General features: G+C 61.7%; 18 protein-coding genes. 5 read left to right on the top strand and 13 right to left on the bottom strand.

The annotated features are described in order from the left end of the window. Nucleotides 1-197: 197 nt before the first annotated feature. From rpoZ to pyrR, 9 genes are all read right to left on the bottom strand, one after another. Nucleotides 198-500 (bottom strand): DNA-directed RNA polymerase subunit omega, encoded by a 303-nt coding sequence (gene rpoZ, locus HMPREF2912_RS00745; RefSeq protein WP_070524322.1) that lies wholly within the window; start codon nucleotides 498-500, stop codon nucleotides 198-200. Nucleotides 501-538: 38 nt separating this feature from the next. Further along, entirely contained in the window at nucleotides 539-1,108 is a 570-nt protein-coding gene (gene gmk / locus HMPREF2912_RS00740) for a guanylate kinase (protein WP_070524324.1), read from the bottom strand. 8 nt (nucleotides 1,109-1,116) lie between these two features. Continuing rightward, nucleotides 1,117-1,437: an integration host factor, actinobacterial type gene (gene mihF, locus HMPREF2912_RS00735; RefSeq protein WP_010186801.1), complete on the bottom strand. Its 321-nt coding sequence runs from the start codon at nucleotides 1,435-1,437 to the stop codon at nucleotides 1,117-1,119. Nucleotides 1,438-1,707: 270 nt separating this feature from the next. After that, nucleotides 1,708-2,556 (bottom strand): orotidine-5'-phosphate decarboxylase, encoded by an 849-nt coding sequence (gene pyrF / locus HMPREF2912_RS00730; protein ID WP_070623503.1) that lies wholly within the window; start codon nucleotides 2,554-2,556, stop codon nucleotides 1,708-1,710. Further along, the gene (gene carB / locus HMPREF2912_RS00725; RefSeq protein ID WP_070564407.1) at nucleotides 2,540-5,881 is read right to left on the bottom strand and encodes a carbamoyl-phosphate synthase large subunit; all 3,342 of its coding nucleotides are present in this window, start codon (nucleotides 5,879-5,881) and stop codon (nucleotides 2,540-2,542) included. The genes pyrF and carB overlap by 17 nt, the downstream gene beginning before the upstream one ends. A gap of 30 nt (nucleotides 5,882-5,911) precedes the next feature. Continuing rightward, nucleotides 5,912-7,075, bottom strand: a complete 1,164-nt coding sequence (gene carA, locus HMPREF2912_RS00720; protein WP_070623509.1) for a glutamine-hydrolyzing carbamoyl-phosphate synthase small subunit — start codon at nucleotides 7,073-7,075, stop codon at nucleotides 5,912-5,914. 103 nt (nucleotides 7,076-7,178) lie between these two features. After that, entirely contained in the window at nucleotides 7,179-8,537 is a 1,359-nt protein-coding gene (locus HMPREF2912_RS00715) for a dihydroorotase (protein WP_070623510.1), read from the bottom strand. A gap of 44 nt (nucleotides 8,538-8,581) precedes the next feature. Continuing rightward, on the bottom strand, nucleotides 8,582-9,553 hold the full coding sequence (locus HMPREF2912_RS00710) for an aspartate carbamoyltransferase catalytic subunit (protein WP_070623512.1): 972 nt from the start codon (nucleotides 9,551-9,553) through the stop codon (nucleotides 8,582-8,584). Beyond that, on the bottom strand, nucleotides 9,554-10,144 hold the full coding sequence (pyrR, locus tag HMPREF2912_RS00705; RefSeq protein WP_070532978.1) for a bifunctional pyr operon transcriptional regulator/uracil phosphoribosyltransferase PyrR: 591 nt from the start codon (nucleotides 10,142-10,144) through the stop codon (nucleotides 9,554-9,556). A gap of 161 nt (nucleotides 10,145-10,305) precedes the next feature. Here pyrR and HMPREF2912_RS00700 point away from each other — a divergent pair, with 161 nt between their 5' ends. Genes HMPREF2912_RS00700 through HMPREF2912_RS00680 form a run of 5 tightly spaced genes read left to right on the top strand, consistent with a single transcriptional unit; the run spans nucleotide 10,306 to nucleotide 13,810 of the window. Beyond that, nucleotides 10,306-11,703 (top strand): TIGR01777 family oxidoreductase, encoded by a 1,398-nt coding sequence (locus HMPREF2912_RS00700; protein ID WP_070683011.1) that lies wholly within the window; start codon nucleotides 10,306-10,308, stop codon nucleotides 11,701-11,703. A 35-nt stretch (nucleotides 11,704-11,738) separates the two neighbouring features. Next, the gene (locus HMPREF2912_RS00695) at nucleotides 11,739-12,254 is read left to right on the top strand and encodes a YbjN domain-containing protein (RefSeq protein WP_070683009.1); all 516 of its coding nucleotides are present in this window, start codon (nucleotides 11,739-11,741) and stop codon (nucleotides 12,252-12,254) included. After that, nucleotides 12,247-12,768 (top strand): YbjN domain-containing protein, encoded by a 522-nt coding sequence (locus tag HMPREF2912_RS00690; RefSeq protein WP_070683007.1) that lies wholly within the window; start codon nucleotides 12,247-12,249, stop codon nucleotides 12,766-12,768. Before HMPREF2912_RS00695 ends, HMPREF2912_RS00690 begins: the two co-directional genes overlap by 8 nt. Next, entirely contained in the window at nucleotides 12,765-13,283 is a 519-nt protein-coding gene (locus HMPREF2912_RS00685; protein WP_070683005.1) for a hypothetical protein, read from the top strand. The genes HMPREF2912_RS00690 and HMPREF2912_RS00685 overlap by 4 nt, the downstream gene beginning before the upstream one ends. Next, on the top strand, nucleotides 13,280-13,810 hold the full coding sequence (locus tag HMPREF2912_RS00680) for a hypothetical protein (protein ID WP_070524349.1): 531 nt from the start codon (nucleotides 13,280-13,282) through the stop codon (nucleotides 13,808-13,810). Before HMPREF2912_RS00685 ends, HMPREF2912_RS00680 begins: the two co-directional genes overlap by 4 nt. 3 nt (nucleotides 13,811-13,813) lie before the next feature. Here the strand turns inward: HMPREF2912_RS00680 and HMPREF2912_RS00675 are convergent, their stop codons facing one another. Genes HMPREF2912_RS00675 through rsmD form a run of 4 tightly spaced genes read right to left on the bottom strand, consistent with a single transcriptional unit; the run spans nucleotide 13,814 to nucleotide 16,537 of the window. Next, nucleotides 13,814-14,668, bottom strand: a complete 855-nt coding sequence (locus HMPREF2912_RS00675) for a PPK2 family polyphosphate kinase (protein WP_070564382.1) — start codon at nucleotides 14,666-14,668, stop codon at nucleotides 13,814-13,816. Between the two features lie 25 nt (nucleotides 14,669-14,693). Then, nucleotides 14,694-15,449, bottom strand: a complete 756-nt coding sequence (locus HMPREF2912_RS00670; protein WP_070596564.1) for a sulfite exporter TauE/SafE family protein — start codon at nucleotides 15,447-15,449, stop codon at nucleotides 14,694-14,696. Between the two features lie 6 nt (nucleotides 15,450-15,455). Next, nucleotides 15,456-15,932, bottom strand: coding sequence for a pantetheine-phosphate adenylyltransferase (gene coaD, locus HMPREF2912_RS00665; protein ID WP_070596563.1), 477 nt, complete (start codon nucleotides 15,930-15,932; stop codon nucleotides 15,456-15,458). Nucleotides 15,933-15,934: 2 nt separating this feature from the next. Beyond that, entirely contained in the window at nucleotides 15,935-16,537 is a 603-nt protein-coding gene (rsmD, locus tag HMPREF2912_RS00660) for a 16S rRNA (guanine(966)-N(2))-methyltransferase RsmD (RefSeq protein ID WP_070683004.1), read from the bottom strand. Between the last annotated feature and the right edge of the window lie 17 nt (nucleotides 16,538-16,554).

The following is a 16,554-nucleotide window of genomic DNA, read 5'->3' as shown; positions in this document are numbered from 1 at the left end:
TTCCGCCTGCACCCGATGAAGCCGCCTCTGCGGGAGCCGAGGCAGTGCTGCTCTCTGGACTATCTGGGGTTTGCTGTACATCCTTCACTCGGACGATAGTACCCAAGACACAACAAACCCACCCAAGCGCCTCAAGCGACACTAGGGTGGGTCTATTTCGGAATACGCGCTAGGCTGCTGCCTTCACGGGGCGAAGGCTAGTTGCCTTCCTCGTGGTCCAGCAGGCCGGCGTCGATCTCGCGCAGTGCGATGGACAGCGGCTTCTCGCCCGGCTCCGGGGTCACCAGCGGTCCGACGAACTCGAAGACGCCTTCGTCCTGTTCCTTGTAGTAGCTGTTGATCTGACGTGCGCGCTTAGCGGCGAAGATCACCAGGGCGTACTTAGACGAGACCTTGCCCAGCAGCTCATCGATAGGCGGGTCAGTGATACCCGTCGGCGGATCGAATACTGGCTCCGGCTTTGCGGCCTCAGAATTGGCAGGTGTGGTCACGTTGGTCACATGCACCTTTACTGTTGGTAGATGGTCAAAATCGTGGTCTATCCACGCAGGATAGCACTAATTGCAGCAACGGCCTCATCGAGATTGTCATTGACAACGATGTGGTCGAACTCTTTTTGCGCGGCAAGTTCCGTTTCTGCGGTGTGCAAACGGCGGTCAATCACATCCTGTGGCTCGGTACCGCGCCCAGTCAGGCGCTCCACCAAAACCTCCCAGGACGGTGGGGCCAGAAACACGGTTTCCGCCTCCGGCATCGCCGCCTTCACGTTGCGGGCGCCTGCAAGATCAACCTCCACCAACACTGGGCGACCAGCCAACATCGCTTCCCTAACGGGTTGAGCCGGCGTACCAGAACGCTGCAAACCACCGTGGATCTCTGCCCATTCGAGCATGTCTCCGGCGTCTATGTGTTCCTGGAAAGCCTCCGGGGAGACAAAGAAGTAGTCCACCCCATCAGACTCGCCGGGGCGGGGTTGGCGCGTCGTCATCGAGACGCTGAAGTAAAGGTTGTCTACATCATCGCGCAGGCGCGAAACCACAGTGGACTTACCCACAGCGGACGGCCCGGCCAGAACGACCAGGCGCCCGCGTGCAGTTTCGTCAGCCATTGCGCTAATTACTCGCCGTAGCCGAAACGCTCGAGCAGGGCGCGGCGCTGACGGTCACCCAGGCCACGCAGGCGGCGGGTCTGAGCAATCTCCAGGTCCTCCATGATTTCCTTAGCCTTGACCTTGCCAACCTTCGGCAGAGCCTCGAGAAGCGCGGAGACCTTGGTCTTACCGATGATCTCATCGGTCTCGGCCTTCTCCAGTACTTCCTGTAGGTTGGTTTCGCCGCGCTTCAGCGCAGCCTTGAGCTCAGCGCGAGCCTTGCGAGCCTCAGCGGCCTTTGCGAGAGCTTCTTTGCGCTGCTCATCTGTCAACTTGGGAAGGGCCACGGGTTTCCTCCGATTTCATTAGTACGAACATTGTCATCTGATGGCTAACACCAGAATCTCGGCTCACGGTGGGAAGATTTCCCCAGCGCGGGGTAGCTTTTGCTACCGCCGCGAACCGACTTCTGGCAATCCTAGCACTGGTCTGTACGCGATGACGTAACCCGGCCCCTTTCTATTAAAGGTTCCTGCACGTCAACGCACATGCCTTAAACAAAATACCAGGTAAACGGCGCGCCTGTTAATCCAGCGCGCCGTTTGAGACCGAGCTCTTTAGTCTCGGAACTCGGCAGCCGTATCTATTACGGCTTTGCGCAGGTCAGCAACGTCTGGACCTGCCGAAAGGATGGCTCGAGAGACGTTGGCAAAGCCCAGCTCGGGCGCCGCGGAGGTGAGTTGCCTAACATCAGCTGGAGTCGCGCCCTGCGCGCCCACGCCCGGAAGAAGAACCGGACCATGTAAATGGTCTAATACCGGCGGCGCGTCGAGTGTCGCACCGACAACCACTCCGAGCGCTCCTACAGCGTCATCCGTGGCCATTGCCGCGGCATTGCGCTGTCCGAGTTCATCAACGACGCGCTGCGCTACGCTGCGGCCATCGACGCTCAGCGATTGCAACGCTACGGCCTCCGGATTGGAGGTCGCCGCAAGGACGAAGACACCAGCACCGGTCTTTTCCGCAATGTCGAAGACAGGACTCAACGCTCCCACGCCGAGGTAAGGCGATACCGTCACCGCGTCCGCGCGCAACGGCGAGTCCTCCCCCAGCCAGGCCTCGGCATAACCAGCCATGGTGGAGCCGATATCGCCGCGTTTAGCATCGGCCAGACTCAGGCAGCCTTGCTCGCGCAGTGCTGCCAGAACCTCTTCGAGGACGGCGAATCCGCGCGAACCACAGCGCTCAAAGAACGCCACTTGCGGCTTGACTACAGCTGCCGTGTCGGCGAATGCCTCTACGCAACGCATACTGAAGGTGCGCAGGCCGTCGACGTCGACTGACAGGCCCCACGCCTCCAGGAGGTGTGGGTGTGGGTCAATACCTACGCACAGACGCCCTCGTTGCCTACCGGCGGCGACAAGGCGATCGCCAAAGGTAGGTGCAGCATTAGTTGGCTGGGTCATGCTTGAGCTCCTGCAGCGCGCGTACCTTAAGATCTCCCTGACGCAGCGCCTCGATGCCCTGCACCGCCGCGGTAACGCCCTGAACGGTCGTCACCAGCGGAACCCCGACGGATACTGCCGCGGCGCGAATGTCATAGCCGTCGTGGCGTGCACCGGCGGAACCGGCCGGGGTGTTGAGGATGAGGTCGACCTTGCCGGCCAGGATGGCGTCGACGATGGACTCTTGTCCCTCCTCAGCCTCGGAGACCTTGACTGCCACCTCGCACTCCACGCCATTGCGGCGCAGCATCTGCGCGGTGCCTGCCGTGGCGACGATGGTGTAGCCCATGTAGGCCAGGCGCTGAATCGGGAAGATCAGCGTGCGCTTGTCGCGGTTGGCCACAGACACGAAGACCGTGCCCTCCGTCGGCAGCTCGCCGAAGGCGGCCATCTCACCCTTGGCATAAGCTGCGCCGAAGTTGTCGGCCAAGCCCATGACCTCACCGGTGGACTTCATCTCCGGGGAGAGCAGCGTGTCGAGCAGCTGACCGTCCGGGCGGCGGAAGCGGTTAAACGGCAGCACGGCTTCCTTAACCGCAATCGGGTGCTCAATGGGCAGGGAGCCGCCGTCATAGGTGGACGGGATGATTCCCTCATCCTTGAGCTGCGCGATGGACGCGCCGAGCATGACGCGAGCTGCGGCCTTAGCCATCGGCACACCGGTGGCCTTGGACACGAACGGCACCGTGCGGGACGCGCGCGGGTTGGCCTCGATGACGTAGAGGGTGTCGTCCTTAAGCGCGTACTGGACGTTCATCAGGCCCTTGACGCCGATACCGTGCGCTAGACGACGCGTCGACTCCCGCACCTTTTCAATATCCTCCGGGCCGAGCGTCATCGGCGGCAAGGCGCAGGAGGAGTCGCCGGAGTGGATACCCGCCTCCTCGATGTGCTCCATGACTCCGCCGAGGTAGACCTCCTCGCCGTCGCACAGCGCGTCGACGTCGATCTCGATGGCGTTGTCGAGGAAGCGGTCCACCAACACCGGGTGATCCGAGGTGATCTCGGTGGCGCGCTCGATGTAGTCACGCAGGGAGTCTTCGTCATAGACAATCTCCATGCCGCGGCCGCCCAGCACGTAGGACGGGCGGACCAGCACTGGGTAGCCGATGCTCGCGGCGACCTCGCGGGCCTCATCGAAGGAGGTGGCGGTGCCGAAGTCCGGTGCTGGAAGCTCGGCAGCGGCAAGCACCTTACCGAACTCGCCGCGGTCTTCCGCCAGGTCGATGGCGGCGGCAGAAGTACCGACGACCGGAACGCCCGCGGCGGTCAGGCGCTCGGCCAAGCCCAACGGAGTCTGCCCGCCCAGCTGGACGATGACACCGGCTACCTCACCACAGGCGGCCTCTGCGTGGTAGACCTCCATGACATCCTCGAAGGTCAAGGGCTCGAAGTAGAGGCGGTCTGCAGTGTCGTAGTCCGTCGATACTGTCTCCGGGTTGCAGTTGACCATAACCGTCTCATAGCCCTCGCGGGAGAGTTCCAGCGCGGCATGCACGCAGGAGTAGTCAAACTCAATGCCTTGACCGATGCGGTTCGGGCCGGAGCCCAAGATGATGACCTTGCCCTTGGTCTTTTCGGAGCTGGCTCGAACCTCGGATTCCGCGTTCGGATCCATCTCGTAGGTGCTGTAGTGGTACGGAGTTTGAGCCTCGAACTCGCCCGCACAGGTATCAACGGTCTTGTAGACCGGGCGAATACCCAGGGACCAGCGCAGGGAACGCACGCCATCCTCACCAGCGAACTCCGGGCGAAGCGCGGCAATCTGGGCATCAGAGAGGCCAAAGACCTTGGCGCGGCGCAACAACTGCGCGTCGAGCACTGGGGCGTTCTCGAGCTCCTCGCGGAACTGCACGAGTGCTTCGAGCTCCGCCAAGAACCACGGGTCCAGGTGGGAGTGCTCGTGGAGCTGCTCAACGGTAGCACCCAAACGCAGCGCCAGCTCGATGTCGTACATACGGCCCTCGGTCGGGCGCTCTAGATCCTTGAGCACGGCGTCGAGGTCGGTGGCGCGCTCACCGGCGAAATACTCATCCGGCTTGGTCCAGAAACCAGAAGGCTTGCCCTCCAGCGAGCGCATGACCTTATTGAGGCCGGAGATGTAGTTGCGGCCAATGCCCATGGCCTCGCCCACAGACTTCATCGTGGTGGTCAGGGTGTCATCAGCGCCCGGGAACTTCTCGAAGGCAAAGCGCGGAGCCTTGACAATGACGTAGTCCAGCGTCGGCTCGAAGGCGGCCGGGGTCACGCCGGTGATGTCGTTGCGCACCTCATCCAGGGTGTAGCCGATAGCCAGCTTGGCAGCCAGCTTGGCAATCGGGAAGCCGGTGGCCTTGGAAGCCAGTGCCGAAGAGCGGGACACGCGCGGGTTCATCTCGATGGTGATGATCCGGCCGTCATCCGGGTTCACAGCGAACTGGATATTGCAGCCGCCGGTGTCGACGCCGACCTCGCGGATGATGGCGATGCCTTGGTCGCGCATCTTCTGGTACTCGCGGTCAGTCAAGGTCAAGGCTGGGGCCACGGTGACGGAGTCGCCGGTGTGGACGCCAAGGGCGTCGACGTTCTCGATGGAAGCGATGACCACGACGTTATCGTCGCCATCGCGCATGAGCTCAAGCTCGAACTCCTTCCAGCCCAGGATGGACTCCTCGATCAGGACGTTCGCCTCCGGGGAAGCAGCCAGGCCGCCGCCGGCGATACGGTCGAGGTCCTCCTCGTTGAAGGCCAGACCAGAGCCCAGACCGCCCATAGTGAAGGACGGGCGCACGACAACCGGGAGGCCGAGCTCGGCGACGGTCTCGTGAACCTCATCCATGGTGTGGCACACGCGGGAGCGTGCGGATTCGCCGCCGATGGAGGCCACGATGTCCTTGAACTTCTGGCGATCCTCGCCGCGCTCGATGGCGTCGATATCGGCACCGATGAGCTCGATATCGTACTTCTTCAGGATGCCCAGGCGGTCCAGCTGTACGGCGGCGTTGAGGGCGGTCTGGCCACCGAGGGTTGCCAGGACGGCGTCGATAGGATTGCCCTCTTCTTTTTCCTTCTGGAAAATCTTCTCGATGAACTCGGGCTCGATGGGTTCCACATAGGTGTGGTCGGCGAACTCCGGGTCGGTCATAATCGTTGCCGGGTTGGAGTTGACCAGCGTGACGCGCAGGCCTTCCTCCTTGAGCACGCGGCAGGCCTGGGTGCCGGAGTAGTCGAACTCGCAGGCCTGGCCAATAACAATCGGGCCGGAGCCGATAACCAGGACGTGATTGATGTCGTTGCGCTTTGGCATTAGTTTCTTCTTCCTCTTCCTGGTTGCGTTCTACTTGTTCGGGGACTTCTCAGTCATGAGCTCGATGAACTGGTCAAAGAGCGGGTTAGCATCGTGCGGGCCGGCGGCGGACTCGGGGTGGTACTGCACGGAGTAGGCCATACCGTTCTTGAGCGCTACGCCCTCGATGGTGTTGTCGTTGAGGCAGGTGTGGGACACAACTGCCGGGCCGAAGTCAGTATCGAACTCCTCGCCCGCCGGGTCTTCCTTGCCCGAGGGGCTGGCCAGGGCGAAGCCGTGGTTCTGGGAGGTGATATCGATCTTGCCGGTGAGCTGGTTGCGCACCGGGACGTTGATACCGCGGTGACCGAACTTCAGCTTGTAGGTGTCCATACCCAGCGCGCGGCCGAGGATTTGGTTGCCAAAGCAGATGCCAAAAAAGGGGTACTTGGCAGCAAGGATATCGCGCACAATGCCCACCATGGTGTCAGCGGTAGCCGGGTCGCCCGGACCGTTGGAGACAAACACGCCATCCGGGTTGTACTGCTTGATCTCCTCAAAAGGAGTGTTGGCTGGAACCACGATGGTCTCGATGCCGCGCTCGGCGAAATTCTTCGGGGTTGCGGTCTTCACACCCATGTCATAGGCCACGACGGTGAAGCGCTTCTCCCCTACAGCTGGGAAGGTGTAGACCTCATCGGTCGAGACTTCTTCGGACAAGTCGAGACCTGCCATGGATGGCTGATTCTTGACCTCAGCGATGAGCTCCTCGACGTCCCGCTCAGCTGCCTCGCCGGAGAAGATACCGGCCTTGATGGAACCGTGGTTACGCAGGTGACGCACCAGGGTACGGGTATCAATTCCGCCGATGCCGATGATTCCCTGCTTCTCCATCTCCTCCGGCAGGGAACGGGCGGCGCGCCAGTTGGAAACACGGCGGGCAAGGTCACGGATAACAAGGCCGGCAACCCAAATCTGGTCGCCGTGGGACTCGCTGTCCTCATCGTTCCAGCCCGTATTACCAATCTGGGGCGCGGAGGCAACCACGATCTGACGGTGATAAGACGGGTCAGTCATGGTCTCTTGGTAGCCAGTCATGGCGGTAGTAAAGACGGCCTCGCCCAGGGTTGTGCCCGTGGCGCCGAAGCCGAAGCCACGGAAAGTACGGCCATCGGCGAGGACCAGGATGGCGGGAGTGGTGCTAGTGGAAGTCACTGTGCGTTAAACCTTTCAGTGATTTTGTCGGTGAAGGGTTGGTTGTGTTGGCTATGAGCGTTGGGTACTCGGGTTGAGCAACTCTGACTCTCGATTATCCCGATTATTCGTCTGCCTCGTCACCACTTTCAGCTGAGAGGTCATAGGTCACCGCGCCGCGCAGGATGGTGTAGGTAACGCGCGCGCCAAACTCCTCCCCCTCATAGGGGTTGTTCTCCGACTTCGAGGCCAGGCGGGTGGAATCTGATACCCACTCATGTTCCGGATCAACGATGGTGAGGTTGGCCGGCTCGCCGACTGCAATCGGGCGACCATGGCCGGGCAGGCGGGTAATCTCCGCCGGACGCTCCGACATGACGCGAGCAACGAAGCGCCAATCCGCCAGGCCAGTGGCGACAAAGAGCTTGGCGATGACCGCCAGGGAGGATTCAAGTCCCAACATGCCCGGCTTGGCGTGCTCGAACTCGACACACTTGTCTTCGCTGCCGTGCGGGGCGTGGTCCGTTGCCACGACGTCGATAAGCCCGTCGAGCAATGCCTGGCGCAGGACCAGGGTGTCGGATTCCTCGCGCAGCGGCGGGTTGACGCGGAAGACGCCGTCATAGGTCACCAGCTTGTCATCGGTCAGCAGCAGGTGGTGCGGTGTCACCTCAGCGGTCAGCGGAATCCCCTGCTCCTTAGCCCACTTGAGCAGCTCGACTGTGCCCTTCGTCGAAGCGTGGCAGATGTGCATGCGGTTGCCGTAGTCACGCGCGAGCAGTGCGTCGCGCGCCACGATCGATTCCTCAGCCACGCGCGGCCAGCCGCGCAGACCCAGGCGGGCGGCAACCTCGCCCTCATGGGCACTCGCGCCTTCGGTCATACGGTGATCCTCCGCGTGCTGGGCCAGCAGGACGTCGAGCCCCTTGGCGTATTCCAAGGCACGGCGCATGAGCTGCGGGTCCTGGACACACTTGCCGTCGTCCGAGAACATGCGCACCTTGGCATCCGAGCGGGCCATCATGCCGAACTCGGTCAGCGTTTTGCCCTCCAAGCCCTTCGTGATGGAGCCAACCGGATGGACGTCGCACAAACCGCGCGCCTGGCCCTTGGCCCAAACGGACTCCGCAATGATCGGCTGGTCCGTGACCGGGGAGGTATTCGCCATGGTGAACACGGCAGTAAACCCGCCCTTGGCGGCCGCCCGCGAGCCGGTCTCGATGGTCTCGGTGTCCTCGCGGCCTGGCTCACGCAGGTGGACGTGCATGTCCACCAATCCCGGAAGCAGCACGTTGCCGCCCCCGTCGATAGTGCGGTCGACACCTTCCGCTGGGGTGATATCGGCGGCGCCGATCGCCTCGATGACGCCATCCTTGATCAGGATGTTAGTGGGTTCCCCTTCCCCATAGGGGCGAACATTGGTGATGAGCAAGGTGCCCGCCGCGGGAGCAGAGAGCACGCCGGTGTCTGGATAAGTAGTCATGGTTTCTGAAAAGCTCTCCTCGTTGATTTATGAGATAACTCGTTTTAGATACCGGCGTTCTCGCCGTTGGTGAGCAGCGTAAAGAGGGTGGCCATGCGCACGTGGACACCGTTGTGGACCTGCTGGAGCACCGCGGTGTTGTCATAGTCAGCCACCGCGTAGTTGATTTCCATGCCGCGGACCATGGGGCCCGGGTGCATGATGATGGCGTCCTTCTTCATGGCAGCAGCGCGGTCCTTGGACATCCCGTAAAGAGCTGCATACTCGCGGTGCGAGGGGAAGAAGCCGCCGTTCATACGCTCTGCTTGGACGCGCAGCATCATGACGACATCAGCCTTGGCCACCTTGGAGTCGAAGTCATGGGAGACGCGCACCGGCCAGGTGTCGACGCCAAAGGGCAGCAGCGTCGGCGGAGCGACAAGCGTAACCTCAGCGCCCAACGTCGACAGCAGGTCCACGTTGGAGCGCACGACGCGGGAGTGCAGGCAGTCACCGACGATGGTGACGTTCAGGCCCTCGAAGCCGGTGCCAGAGGCGGAGCGATCCGTACCAAGGTGTAGGCGCTGGCGCATCGTGACGGCGTCGAGAAGCGCCTGCGTGGGGTGCTGGTGGGCACCATCGCCGGCGTTAATCACGCTCGGTCCCTGTCCTCCCGGTGCTACCCAACCGGCCAGCTGCTGCGCCGCGCCGGAGGAAGGATGGCGGATGATGATGGCATCGGCGCCGATGGAGGTCAGCGTCAGCCCAGTGTCCTTGAGGGACTCGCCCTTCTTCACCGAGGACGTCGACGCAGAGAGGTTGATGACATCCGCCGACATCCACTTTCCCGCCGTTTCAAAGGAGGAACGAGTACGGGTGGAGTTCTCATAGAACAACGTAAACACGGTTCGCCCGCGCAGAGTCGGCAACTTCTTGACTTCGCGGCCGTCCAAGGCTTCCCGGAAACGGTCGGCCTCATCCATGAGCCCAAGGATTTCCTCGGCGCTGTGGTCGGCGATATTAATGAGGTGCTTCATTTATGCCTCCTTGCCGGGCTGTGCAGTGAAGCGGGTAAGAACGACGGCGTCACGGCCATCGATGTCGGCGTTGTAGACGGTGACGTCCTCGTCGCGTGCGGTGGGGATGTTCTTGCCCACGTAATCAGCACGGATGGGAACCTGGCGGTGTCCGCGGTCCACGAGGACGGCAAGTTGAATAATGTCGGGGCGCCCGATATCTGCCAGGGCGTCCAACGCGGCGCGGATGGTGCGGCCGGAGTACAGCACATCATCAACAAGGATGACCGTGGCGCCGTTGATACCACCGGCTGGGACTGTGGTGGGCTGCAATGCCCGGTGCGGGCGAGCATAGAGATCGTCGCGGTACAACGTGATGTCAAGGGAGCCCCAGGGAACCTCCACCCCGGAGAATTCCTCAATCTTTTCGGCAAGGCGCTGCGCTAAAGGCACGCCACCAGAGGGAATGCCTAAGAGCAGGACCCGAGGAGATTCACTCGAATCAAGCGCCGTTTTCTCAATGATCTGGTGCGCGATGCGTGCGACAGTACGCGCGACGTCTTTCGAGCTCAGCAGCTCGTTGGACTCCGCGTGGGTGCCGGTTTCACTCATCGTGACCTCCTTCCCCGCCTCACGGTGCGGTCTTTAAAGGATGTCGGACAATGGTTAATAGGACTTGTCTATGCTTGAAAGCCAGCACCAACCATAGCACTCTTCATCCGTGCTGTATACGCCCTCGCACCCCCGAATTTTCTGAGGCAGGTCCATAGACAGTGAGTTTTACTACCCAGCACGTTGTTCCAGCCCCGCGCGAAGAGGTATGGCAATGGCACACCCGCCCCGGGGCGCTCGCCCGCCTCACCGCGCCATTTGGATTCATGTCTCCCCTGCAGCAGGCCGAGTCACTGGCAGACGGAACATCGGTCTTGAGCTTGCCTGGCGGCCTGAAATGGGTTGCCCGGCATGATTTGAGTAGGTACCAGCCGCGGCGTTCCTTTGCGGATGTGTGCATCAACGCCCCCTTCCGTTCGCTGGCGAACTGGCGCCATGAGCACTTCTTTGAGGATCACCCGGAAGGCACACTCATCACCGACAAGGTGGACACACGCATTCCCACGGGTGCGGTGGAGTCGGTCTTTGCCTACCGTCAGCAACAGCTCATCGAAGACTTTCGCTTTGCGCAACGGCTCGGTGAGCTCAACGCCGAGCCCCGCACTATAGCGATTACGGGAACACACGGGACGGTTGGCGCTGCTGTAGCCTCGCAACTCGGCACCTTGGGTCATACCGTCGTGCCTCTAGTGCGCTCCTCCCCGGGCGCCGGCGAACGCTTGTGGCGCCCAAACATTCCCGCCAAGGATTTATTGGAGGGAATCGATGTTCTCATCCACCTAGCCGGGGAGCCAATCTTCGGTCGTTTTAACACCGCTCACAAGGAGGCGATCCGGGATTCGCGCGTGGGCCCCACTCACCTGTTGGCCCAGCTTGTAGCCCAGACACCGTCCGTGTCAGCGATGGTCTGCGCCTCCGCCATCGGCATCTACGGTCCGGACCGGGGCGACGAGGATCTCACCGAAGAATCGGAGCGTGGGGATGGTTTCCTCGCCGACGTCGTGGGGGCGTGGGAGGAGGCCTGCGCGCCGGCGCGCGAGGCGGGAAAGCGCGTGGTGAACCTGCGCACCGGCATAGTGCAATCAGCCAACGCGGGTATCCTCCCGCTGCTACGTGCATTGTTTTCTACTGGACTCGGCGGCGCGTTCGGCAAGGGCACCATGTGGAATAGCTGGGTTGCACAGGACGATCTTTCAGACATGTTTGTCCGCGCCGCACTCGACTCAGAGTGGCAGGGCGCGATCAACGGGGTCTCCCCGCAGCCGGTGCTCAACCGAGACTATGTCGACGCCCTCGGCGCCCTGCTCCACCGTCCCACCTTCATCCCCATTCCCAGCGTCGGGCCCGCCCTGCTGCTGGGTAAGGAAGGCGCACGCGAGCTCGCACTGGCTAACCAGAAGGTGGTGCCCAGCCGGCTGGAGAATCTGGGCCACGTCTTCCGCTACCCAGAGCTAAAACCAGCGCTTGCCCACGAACTCGGCGGCGAACAGCTCGTCGATGCCCCCACCTGCGCACCCGAGGAGGACGGCTCCGGTAGTGTCGGGGCCGGAAAAGATTAAGAAATATGTAGCAAGTAGCAAAGTGAGTAGAAGAATTGACGGACACCACTAATCACGACGACACGCAGCAGCGCCAGCTGCAGCCCGACACCCCCATCGAGGAGGTCACCCTCGAGCGCATCGCGGAGATCTTTGAGTCAGAGAACTTGGAGTACCGCATCGAAGAGCAAAAGACCCAGGACGGCCAGACGGTCAACCTTCTGCGCACCGGTTTCTCCAACGCCGCCATTGCCTTCCAGCTCGTTGGCTCCTCACTCATCGTCGATTCCGTGTGGCGCGGCTCGGTCCCCGCCTCTGAGGGACCTGCGCTCCTCATGCACATCAACGCGTGGAACCAGGGCCATTTCACCCCGACTTTCCGCTTCTTCGAGGCGCCCGACAACGCCCTGGCGGTGTCTGGTGCGCGTGATCTCGACGTGACACATGGCGCCTCCCGCAACCAGCTTGGCGCGTTCGTCATGTCTACCTTGGATGCCGTGTTGCAGTCCTTCGAGTGGATTGAACAGCAGTACCCGCAGCTCGTTACCTGGAAGGAGCACAACCATGACTAATCCGACAACCACCGCCGCCGAAGACCCGCACGCACTGCCGGAGGTCACCCTCGACCGCATCATCGAGGCGATGAAGACCTTCGACATCGAACTCGAGCCAGTCACCGGCCGCGACGATGCCGCCACTGCAAACCTCAACGGTCTGCCCTGCATGTTCGCCGTGTTGGAGAGCGTTGCCATCGTGCGCTGTGATGTGCCGACGGACGTCAACTACGCCAAAGCTGATGCAGGCCTTTTCCTGGCGGCCAACCAGATCAACTCCGTGGCCATGGGTGCCCGCGCGGTGATCGCGGACTTCGACGGCATGCTCCTCGTTCGCACTGAAGCCGACCTTCCATTCGCGGCCGGGATGACCGACGAACAACTCGCAGCCGCACTGCGCGCCTCCGTGGACGGCGTCATCAACGCCCAGAACGCCATGGTCGCCGCCGCCGAAGAAATGGCCAAGCTCGGGTCCGAGTCCGCCGCGCAGGCAGGCGAGGGATCCGAGGACGCCCAGGGTGAACAGCAGTGACCGATCTCCACGTGGTTGAGCCGGTCACCATCGACCGGTTGGCGCAGTTGTGCGAGCTTATCGACGCCGACTATGCCCTCGTCGAGGCAGCACCGGAAGCCACCGAGGACGCTGACACTGGCGACACCGCATCCGCGCGGCGCGTGCTGCAGACCGGTGTCCCCCATATCGCGGTGCACTGTGACCTTGACGCCGAGGGTGACGTGTTGAGCGCCTTCGCCTCCTGGGAAGGCACGCTTCCCGCACACCTGGAGCAAGACGTGGCCGCCGCCGTGGCGGAGCTGAACTGGGCTAGCGTTGCACCGACGTTGAGTTACCTCGTGGAAGAGGATGCAAAGGGAAACGAGGAAATCCACCTAGGAGCCAACCGCGCCATGGCTGTGGGCGAAGGCCTCTCCTTGGCCCAGCTGGGCCACTTCCTGCTGAGCTCGCTCGCCAGCTTCGCGGAAATCTTCGATATCGTGGCGCAGCGCTTCCCGCAGGCAGTCACCTGGGATAAGGAGGAGCAAGCATGAGCCACAACTCGACAACGAACCAGAATGCATCCGTAGGTTCCGATCCCTTCGATATCATGTCCGGCTCACCACTGCCCGCCGTGAGCCGGGATCGCGTGCTCACCGCGCTGAACAGCACCGAACTGGACATGGCGGCCACTGCGCACCCGGAGGATGCGACTGCCGCAGTTGCCCGCCTCAACGATCTGGACTGGGTCATCACCGTGGAAGAGGGCCTCGTGCGCATCGAGTGCGTACTCTCCACGCAGCTCAACGCCGACATGCTCCCCATCTTCCACGTCCTGTGCAATGAGTTCAATGCAGGCGCATTCGATGGGCGCGCGCTCGTCGGGCTGGTCGAGGATGAGGTGGAGCTGCGCGGTGACGCCTGCTTCGTCACCACTGCCGGACTGAACGAAGACCAGCTCTTCCACGCGCTTAACGTGGGCGTCATCAATGCCCAAGAAGCTCTGCTCTCTGTTCTCGATACCTTCAACGCCGCGGCCCGTGAACTTGCCCGCGACGTCGATGACGCAGAAAGCGACTAGCTCTTAGTCGGCGTCCTTAATGCGCTGGCGCTCTACTTCCGGATCAAAGTCGGGCGCTGGCCATTCCAGGTCCAGGTGGCGTAGGAGATCCACGATGAGGAACTTCAGCGCCATCCGGGCATACTTTTTATTATCGGTGGGGATGACGTACCAGGGTGCGTAGTTTTCATCTGTGCGCCGAATGGCATCCTGATAGGCCGCCATGTAGTCATCCCAATAGGCCCGCTCTTCCACATCGGAAGGGTCATATTTCCAGAACTTGTCCTCCCGTTCCGTGCGCTCCAGTAGGTTCTTCTTCTGCGCGTCCTTGGACAGATGCAAGAAAACCTTGATGACTTTGACGCCCTTCGCCGTCAGATCCAGCTCATAGTCGCGGATGGCTTCGATGCGTCGGTCCACTTCTTCTTCATCGACCCACTCGTGTACGCGTTGGATGAGGACATCTTCGTAGTGCGAGCGATCAAAGGCCACGATTTGCCCCGGCTGTGGGTCATGCTTGCGGATGCGCCACAAGAAGTCGTGTTCTAATTCCTCCTCGGTGGGCTTACCAAAGCTCACGGTCGTGGTTCCCTGAGGGTCAAAGGTGTTCAACACGTGGCGGATAGCCCCGCCCTTGCCCGAGGTATCCATGCCCTGCAAGACAATGAGCACCGCTGGGGCGTCCTCACCATAGCTGCGACCATTGGCAAAAAGCCGCTCTTGGAATTCATACAGCTCATCATCGTACTTGGAGAAGCGAGCGGCGAGCTCCTCCTTATCGCCGTCAAAACCGGGGGTTGCCGAAGCATCGACCGAATCAATCTGAAAATTCTTGCCAGCGCGCAGGGACAGTGCGTCCTCAATCTTGAATTTCGCCATGGGTCCCACCCTACCCAGGCGCTGTCTAAGCACCCAGAGTGAACAAGCCTCGCAGCAATGCGCTGAGCGCCCCCAAGCTTGCCAGCGATAGCGAGAGCTTATGCGCCTTGTCCCGTGAGACCCGTCCTGCAATCTTCTTACCTAGGAAGATGCCAATGCACATGCCAACGACGCCGCAGGGCCACACCAGCCAGTGCAAGCCCTCAAAACCGCCGGATCCCAAGAAGAATTTGGTCAACACCGACGACAGGCCGCCAATGAAGAAGCAGGGCTGTAGGGTTGGCGCGAGGACCTCCTTGGGCCACCGCGCAGCCTGCGCATACACAGTGATGACCGGGCCGGCCACGCCCGCAAGCGTGTTGGTGAACCCACCCAAGATGCCCGCGGAAATGGCTGGGCCCGTACCGCGCATCTCCGGGACGAACTTTCGCCCGAAGACCACCACACCCAACGCGATCAACAAGGCCGCGCCAACGAGTACCAACAATGCTGCGGTATCAGTACGCGCGATGAGCAGGGCTGCCGGGATCGAGCCGAGGATCATGAAGGGGCCGATGCGCAGCCACTTTCCCCAATCCACATTCTCACGCATCGAATAGGTCGTGAGAACAGCGTTAAGGCAGGCCAAAACATTGATGACCATGATGCCTTCCACCGGGCCGAGGAAGAGGGTCAGGATTGGTCCACCAATGAGGCCAAGGCCCATGCCGGATACTCGTTGCAGGCAGGAGCCAGCTAGAACTGTGAAGAGAACAACGAGCGGTATTGCCAGTACAGACATGTCCCCTTAGCCTCGGTACCGTTCCATGACAGCAGCAGCCACATGCTCCGGGAACATACCCGTGACGTCGCCTCCGTAGTGTGCCACCTGCTTGCACAGCGAGGAGGAAATGTAGCCGTACTTCTCATCTGTTAGCAAGAAGACCGTATCGATTCCGGAAAGGCGCCGGTTCATCTGCGCCATGGGCAGCTCGTATTCATAGTCCAAGGAGGAGCGAAGGCCCTTCACAATCGTGTCTATGCCATGCGCGCTGGTGTAGTCCACGAGCAGACCGCCCCACCAGTCCACCTCGATTTCCGGGGCGACGGTACGGCGAATCAAATCCACGCGCTCCTCCACGCTGAACAACCCGGAAGGCTTGTCTGGGTTGCCCGTCACCAGCACCGTGACCTTGTCAAAGAGCTCGCTCGCACGGTTAAACACGTCAACGTGCCCTAGCGTGATGGGATCGAAAGAGCCGGGGCATACGGCGTGGGTCGGCATGGCTAGTCCTCCTGGTTGTCGGTGTGATTGGTGTCCGAGGTCTCCGCGTCGCGGTGATAAATCGCCATATCAAAACGCGCGATACCGAAGGTCCGCTTCTTGAGCTTCTGACCGGTGGGCTCGAAACCTTCCGGCCATTGTGTCTGTGGGGAATCTACATGGCGCTCGATGACAACAATCGCGGCATCATCCAGCACCGGCTCGATCGCCGCGAGAAGTCCGTCGACGTCATCGAAGCTATACGGCGGATCCGCGAGCACCATGTCGAAATAGCCGCGCGGTGCGGTGGCCAGGTAGGAGGAGGCATTCATTTCTCGTACCTCGACGCGCGGGTGCTTGACCTCCCCAATGTTGTGGCGGATGACTTTTACGGCCGCGGCGTTGTTCTCCACGAGGACGACTTCTTCGGCACCGCGGCTGGCCGCCTCCAGACCCAGCGCACCTGAGCCCGCAAACAGATCCAGCACGCGGGAATCAATGAAACCCCAACGCACGTTCAGAGATGAGAAAAGTCCCTCACGGGCACGGTCGGACGTGGGCCTCGTCCCGGCTTCGGGCACCTTGATGGTGCGCCCGCGGGCCTCCCCGGCGATGATTCTGGTCATGGCTTCTACCCTATCTC

This window comes from Corynebacterium sp. HMSC056E09 (assembly GCF_001813425.1).
Classification (GTDB): Bacteria; Actinomycetota; Actinomycetes; order Mycobacteriales; family Mycobacteriaceae; genus Corynebacterium; species Corynebacterium hesseae.
Note: the sequence above shows the minus strand (reverse complement) of the source record. Positions and strands in the feature narration are given on the sequence as shown.

Excerpts from the sequence above, each read along its gene's own strand:
- gmk (WP_070524324.1), bottom strand. The coding sequence starts at position 1,108 with ATGGCTGACGAAACTGCACGCGGGCGCCTGGTCGTTCTGGCCGGGCCG.
- pyrF (WP_070623503.1), bottom strand. The coding sequence starts at position 2,556 with ATGACCCAGCCAACTAATGCTGCACCTACCTTTGGCGATCGCCTTGTC.
- carB (WP_070564407.1), bottom strand. The coding sequence starts at position 5,881 with ATGCCAAAGCGCAACGACATCAATCACGTCCTGGTTATCGGCTCCGGC.
- HMPREF2912_RS00715 (WP_070623510.1), bottom strand. The coding sequence starts at position 8,537 with ATGACTACTTATCCAGACACCGGCGTGCTCTCTGCTCCCGCGGCGGGC.
- HMPREF2912_RS00710 (WP_070623512.1), bottom strand. The coding sequence starts at position 9,553 with ATGAAGCACCTCATTAATATCGCCGACCACAGCGCCGAGGAAATCCTT.
- pyrR (WP_070532978.1), bottom strand. The coding sequence starts at position 10,144 with ATGAGTGAAACCGGCACCCACGCGGAGTCCAACGAGCTGCTGAGCTCG.
- HMPREF2912_RS00690 (WP_070683007.1), top strand. The coding sequence starts at position 12,247 with ATGACTAATCCGACAACCACCGCCGCCGAAGACCCGCACGCACTGCCG.
- HMPREF2912_RS00680 (WP_070524349.1), top strand. The coding sequence starts at position 13,280 with ATGAGCCACAACTCGACAACGAACCAGAATGCATCCGTAGGTTCCGAT.
- HMPREF2912_RS00675 (WP_070564382.1), bottom strand. The coding sequence starts at position 14,668 with ATGGCGAAATTCAAGATTGAGGACGCACTGTCCCTGCGCGCTGGCAAG.
- HMPREF2912_RS00670 (WP_070596564.1), bottom strand. The coding sequence starts at position 15,449 with ATGTCTGTACTGGCAATACCGCTCGTTGTTCTCTTCACAGTTCTAGCT.
- coaD (WP_070596563.1), bottom strand. The coding sequence starts at position 15,932 with ATGCCGACCCACGCCGTATGCCCCGGCTCTTTCGATCCCATCACGCTA.
- rsmD (WP_070683004.1), bottom strand. The coding sequence starts at position 16,537 with ATGACCAGAATCATCGCCGGGGAGGCCCGCGGGCGCACCATCAAGGTG.